Annotated in this window: 7 protein-coding genes; 5 read left to right on the forward strand and 2 right to left on the reverse strand. The window is 43.2% G+C overall.

The window, feature by feature from the left end:
• A partial coding sequence (locus JGK20_RS32565) for a histidine phosphatase family protein (RefSeq protein WP_293233566.1) occupies positions 1-242 on the forward strand: 242 nt, incomplete at its 5' end.
• A gap of 27 nt (positions 243-269) precedes the next feature.
• Here JGK20_RS32565 and psaK read toward each other — a convergent pair.
• A complete protein-coding gene (psaK, locus tag JGK20_RS32570; protein WP_293185258.1) occupies positions 270-530 on the reverse strand; it encodes a photosystem I reaction center subunit PsaK in 261 nt (86 codons plus the stop codon).
• A 277-nt stretch (positions 531-807) separates the two neighbouring features.
• Between psaK and JGK20_RS32575 the strand changes: the two genes are divergently transcribed.
• The 3 genes from JGK20_RS32575 (at position 808) to JGK20_RS32585 (ending at position 4,417) form a co-directional block, all read left to right on the forward strand.
• Entirely contained in the window at positions 808-2,022 is a 1,215-nt protein-coding gene (locus JGK20_RS32575) for an acetate kinase (RefSeq protein WP_293233568.1), read from the forward strand.
• 254 nt (positions 2,023-2,276) lie between these two features.
• Positions 2,277-2,594 carry a hypothetical protein gene (locus JGK20_RS32580; RefSeq protein ID WP_293219609.1) on the forward strand — a complete coding sequence of 106 codons (318 nt, stop codon included), beginning with the start codon at positions 2,277-2,279 and terminating at the stop codon, positions 2,592-2,594.
• 74 nt (positions 2,595-2,668) lie between these two features.
• Complete coding sequence (locus tag JGK20_RS32585) at positions 2,669-4,417, forward strand: hypothetical protein (protein WP_293185267.1); 1,749 nt, start codon at positions 2,669-2,671, stop codon at positions 4,415-4,417.
• A 14-nt stretch (positions 4,418-4,431) separates the two neighbouring features.
• On the opposite strand, the gene JGK20_RS32590 is transcribed toward JGK20_RS32585, so the two are convergent.
• The gene (locus JGK20_RS32590) at positions 4,432-5,658 is read right to left on the reverse strand and encodes a CHAT domain-containing protein (RefSeq protein ID WP_293233570.1); all 1,227 of its coding nucleotides are present in this window, start codon (positions 5,656-5,658) and stop codon (positions 4,432-4,434) included.
• A 23-nt stretch (positions 5,659-5,681) separates the two neighbouring features.
• On the opposite strand from JGK20_RS32590, the gene JGK20_RS32595 reads away from it, so the two are divergent.
• Positions 5,682-5,894 (forward strand): hypothetical protein (locus JGK20_RS32595; RefSeq protein ID WP_293233572.1); only part of this gene is annotated, 213 nt, incomplete at its 3' end.

Consider the following 5,894-nt stretch of genomic DNA (forward strand, 5'->3'; position numbering starts at 1 on the left):
TTATTGCAGAAATTCAGGAAAAATACAAGAGCGGAAATGTTTTGGTGGTTTCCCACAAGGCGACTATTCGGATTATTCTGTGCGGTTTGTTGGGGATTGATTTGGGAAGTTATCGCAATCGCATTGCTGCTTTAGCCGCTTCTATTAGTATTGTCAAGTTTGATGTGCGCGGGCCTATGCTGGAGGTTTTGGGCGATCGATCGCACTTGGATGAAAACCTCCGCAATTTACCCGGTACTTAGAAAAGGTGTGCAGTCCCCACCTAGATTCTAAATCGCGCCAATGTAAGACAATCCTAAAATCGTACCTGCGCCCAAAATATGACCAAAGCAGGTGGTTCCCAAGACTGCACCCAAACCAAAACCGCCGAACATATTCGCTGAAGGCATTGCCCCACCTGTGCTCTGATGCTGGATTGTTAATTTGCCGAAAGCAATGGCTAGAATATTGCAGACAATCATAATCAGCCCAATGGTGGGGCTCCATTCTACGGTACGAGGCGCAACGGTTAATAAAATAGTTGTCAACATGGCGATCGGCTCCTTAAACTTTAATCAATGAAAATCTGATGACGAAGATATATCAAATAACCGTAACGCTTGACTACAGATTGCATTAATACTTAACATTTTGATAAATTCCTTAATAAAGTCGTCATTAGTGAATAGCTAACAATCAATACGGGTAGCCAGAAACCGCGTTTTTGAGCAAAATACACAGGTTCCAACCAGCAGAAAAGGTAAAAACCCGGTTTCTGAGGTTGGAGTGAGTAAGTCCTAAATTACCAATTCCCAATTACCAATTACCATGAAAATCTTAGTTTTAAATGCAGGTTCTAGCAGTCAAAAAAGCTGCTTTTACGAACTAAATGACACGCTTCCCGATCGCCCGCCACAACCTCTCTGGGAAGCAAAAATAGACTGGACTCACCGCGAAGGTGCGGGGGAGTTGCAAGTCACAACTGCTGCTGGTCATAGGTTTGAGGAAGAAATTGCCTCGGATTATCGCGCTGGGGCGATCGCTCGAATGCTAGAGACTCTGTGGCAGGGTGAAACTCAAGTTATTAACAGTTTAAACGAGATTGATATTGTCGGTCATCGCGTCGTACATGGGGGGGAAAACTATCAGCAAAGTACGCGAATTTCGCCGGAAGTAAAACAGGAAATCGCCCGTTTATCTGAGTTTGCTCCCATTCACAATCCGATTAACTTGGAAGGTATCGAAGCCGTTGAAAAAATCCTCAAAAATGTGCCGCAAGTCGCAGTTTTTGATACAGCTTTTCACTCACAGTTACCGCCCGCAGCTTTTGTGTATCCGGGCCCCTACGAATGGCTGGAAGAGGGGATTCGCCGCTACGGTTTCCACGGCATTAGCCATCAATATTGCGCTCGCAGGGCTGCCGAAATTCTGAACCGCGATTCTGCCGATTTGCGGCTGATTAGCTGTCATTTGGGCAACGGATGCTCTCTGGCGGCGGTTCGCGACGGCCTGAGTGTTGACACTACGATGGGTTTTACTCCTTTGGATGGTTTGATGATGGGGAGTCGATCGGGTGCGATCGATCCTGGTATCATAATTCATCTGTTAAGGCGATCGCACTTTACTGCTGAGGAACTCGATAATATTCTCAATCGAAATTCTGGTTTGAAGGGGATTTCTGGGGTTTCTAGCGATATGCGGCTGGTTGCGGAGGCGATCGCAAATGGCAATTCTCGGGCTCAACTTGCATTGGATATTTACATCCACCGTTTGCGCGCCGGAATTGGGGCGATGTTGGCGAGTTTGGGAGGGTTGGATGCTTTGATTTTTACGGCTGGTGTTGGGGAAAATTCGGCTGCTGTCAGGGCTGCTGTGTGCGAGGTTTTTGGGTTTATTGGGTTAAGGTTGGATGGGGAGAAGAATTTGAATTCGCCAATTGATGATGATGTTGCGGCGGTTGATTCTGCGGTGCGGGTTTTGGTGATTCATACTCAGGAAGATTGGGAGATTGCGCGGGAATGCTGGGATATTTCTCGTAGATAATTCGGGATTTTTTCGGCGGTTGAGACGGCGGTTTTTTCGGCGGTTGAAACCGCGTCTACACAGACGAAACCCGCCTCCGCGGGTTGAAGAGTGGGGGGTTAAGTGCCGAGTTTTGTGCATTTAAACGATACTATGTACATAGATTGACAAGCTGACTTCGATCGCCCGAACAGCATCCACGACAACCAATATGAACGGCAACAATAAGCTCAAGACTATTTTAACTCAGTTGCGAGATTAATTTGAGATCCTGTATGGCGATCGGCGTAGGTTTAGCAGCAGGCGGTATCGCAGCATCAAGCGGTACAGACAAAGTATTCCTTTTTGTTGAGTTGCGCGATCGCCCTTTTCGCAGCCGGCATCACCTGGTGGCGCACCAAACCGAAAAAATAGGTCAAAAGGGCGATCGACCTTTCCCAAAAAATCATCGATCTCAAATCCGCTTAGATCCGAATGATAGCGCAGTGCGATCGACAATAAGCGCGATCGACAACAAGTGCGATCGTCCCACCCAACACTCCCACCTCTTGCTGGCGAACATACCTACCAGCGAAAACTTTCATAACTATTAAGAAATATCACATTTTTCGCCAGTTTTTGCAAAGGTGACTTATAGTTTATTTTTCACGCAATTAAAACTATAATTATGAATTTAACAAATTCTCGTTATCAGAAATTAGCGCCATATTTAATATTTCTATTTATAGTCACTGTCTTTTTTGCGATCGCCTCAGTATTTCCTTACCAAATAGAGTTCGATCCAATCCCTCAAATCAAAGGAATCAACCAGTGGTTGAGCGGAGGATCTAGTTTGATCAACTCAGTTGTCACAGTAAATCAAAAAGATATCTCTCAAGATATACAAACCTGGATAGTCTGGCACGCTCCCGGCGTCACCTTCGCATTTTTACCTTTAATCGCCCTCGGATTGCCTTTAGGAATCGCAGTCAGAACAACCGCATACTTTTTGTTTGTTTCAGGCGGTCTGGGGTGGATAAAGGTAATAGATACTCTCACCTCTGACCAGAAAATCAAAATAATTATAGCTGTCCTGTTATCTATCTATTATATAGAAATTGGCTCATTATTGGTTTGTACAGCAGGAGATGTGATTCCTTGGGCAGTCATGCCTTGGGTATTACTGTACGCAATGTATCTGTGCTCAATTTTAGACTCAGGGAATAAATTTGATAGTCGCTTTCTAGTTCATGCAGCTCTACTAGGTCTACTTTTAGGAGGAATTTACTGGTTAAAATACTCTGCTTTTTTAGTTTCTCTAGGAATGCTCGCCTATCTAGCTGTATTTTTATGGTTTTTCAGCAAACAATATACCTTGAAAAACCGTTTTATCCTGTTAGCAGTTTGTACGGTATTCACCCTTTTGCCAGTAATTGGTCTGAGCGCTATTCACCATGCACTTTCTGGAGTCAATAGTGCTATAGACCAATTTGAAGCTGCTATTCCTGTGGCATCGCCTTCTACAAGAGGAATGCGTTTTTTATTGAGTTTAATAGGAGCTCCAGGTTTAGGTCTATTCAATTCAGAAATTTTTACTCAAGGTAGGCTGTTGACGTTTACAAGCACTATTCTTAAACAGTTATTTACCTTAGATATTTCACGGAAAGCAGAAACTTTTAAAATATTTGTAGGTCTGGCAGGAACCTTAGCAGCTTTTTGGTTTGTTGCAGAGTCTGCTCGCAAAAATATATACAATAAAAAACTTATTATTCTTTGGGGCTGCATTACAACGATTCCTTTTATATTCATTGCATATATATCTTATAAAACTGGAATAAATCTATTAATGGCAGGCATCGGTCGTTACAGCAATCCTTTCTTTATACTTACTGTCTTCTTTGTGATTTCTTACTACATTTACTGGATTTCAAATCATGAAAAATCTATACTGTCAAAAATTGTATTGTCTGTTGTATTGGTATTCTTTGTATTGCTGCCCCCGCTCAATTATATAGTTGATTGGGCTGAGGCTATAATTTTGCGGAAAAATTACGCAACAACAGAGAATTTTCTCTATGTCGATATCTTGTCAAAAAAGAATGTTAAATCGGTAGTTACTCAGATAAAATCTGCCGTTAAATCACCTAAAGATGTTGTCGTTTTAACTAAAGATACCGATGAATTGCGTTTTGGTTCGTGGCTGGAAATGAGACACAGAATCCTCTCACTCCCAATAGTTGACGGTGAAGAAGCTAAGAGTAAAATTACAACAGCGCAAGATTTGAGAGTCATACTTGTTGTCTCCAATGCTTTGGATAAAAATGAAAATCAACTGGCGCTAGTCAAGCAGAGATTTGCCCAATCAACTGGATGGACTCGGCTACCCGAAAATCCAGATGCTGAGGTTTCTATTTGGTTTTCAGATTTGAAGGCTTGACTACCGATTACCAGTCACCACGGACTCCCAATCATCACAAAAGCCGACCAATAATAAGGATGCGACAACTTCAAATCTGCAAACCCTTGCAAAGATTGCGGCAACTCCACTCCCTCACCCCGACTCGAACCCCGTAACTTGCCGCCCTCCAAACGCACATCTCCCCGCAACATCGCAATTTGCGCTTCTCGCAGCGCCGCCGCCTTAATTGGGGCAATCTTCAAACGCTGATAAAACTCAGCCATCAATCCCAAAGTACCCTCATCCGAAACATACCACAAACTCCCCAAAGCCGTTTGCACCCCAGCTTGTAGCGCCAAACCCCCAAAACCCAACTCCGCACTGTCATCACCCACCGCAGTCCGACAAGCACTTAAAACTAATAGATTTACCTGCGGATTATTCAATCTCAAGTCACGCAATTGATTCAGTCTTAACCGACTATCCCACAACTGAATAAAAGAATTATTCGGCAGTCCCGGACGAAATTCGCCGTGAGTAGCTAAGTGAATAATCCCAAAAGGTCGGCTTTTATGCTGTTGATTCAAATTATCGAAAGTGAAACCCTCATTCAGAAAACTAATTCCCGGCCATTCTCGCGAAATAGCCGCTATTTCCGCAGGAACCGCTGGTAAAGGATTCAATTCCGAAAATTGATCCGCACCCATTGCTAAAACTTCAGATTTCCTGATATCCACGTAGCGAGTATCTGTTAAATTAATGCTGGGCATCAGGCTGAGATTGTACTTTTCGATCAAAAATTGCTTTCCGTCGTGCAAAGCAGCAAAGGGCATACCTCTCAAACCGCGATCGACTACAAAAGAAATAGTATCTGTTTCGCACTTCTTCAAATTCTCCTCCAAAGGCTCAACCATCCACTTATAAAGCTGTTGGGCAGATGATAGATAACTCGTAGTATTACGTCTGGCTGGATTAGTAATCTCATTCCTGAACTCCTTTACAACTTTCAGCAATTCTTCCCGGTGCGCTTCCGGCACAGTTTTGTGAACTACTGCACCGCAAGAATCTACTAACATTAAATCTAATTTTTCCGATCGCGAAAACAGATATATTAAGCTGGGTTTCGTTTTCGTTTCTGCGCCCACCGATACTAATTTTTTCTTGATGTCGTCTACCGATAGTAAATCCTTGCTGATGTTAAGACCGAAATATTCCTCGAATTCTTGACCAAAAGATTTCTCCAGCAGAGGTAAAGCTGCTGATAATTTCCCTGCATCCAAGTTCCTGCCGATGTCGCTGCGAAATGCTGCCGGGTTGGTTGGAATCGGGAAAAATCGATCGCGATTTATCTAATGGAAATCTATCGATTAGCGATGGTGGCAACGAATTTGGGTTATTGCGATCGATTGGATTATTCGGATTATTCGGATTATTCGGATTAATTGGATTCTCGGGATTATTCGGATTAATTGGATTATTCGGATTAATTGGATTCTCGGGATTATTCGGATTAATT

Source organism: Microcoleus sp. PH2017_05_CCC_O_A (genome assembly GCF_020738785.1).
Lineage (GTDB): Bacteria > Cyanobacteriota > Cyanobacteriia > Cyanobacteriales > Microcoleaceae > Microcoleus.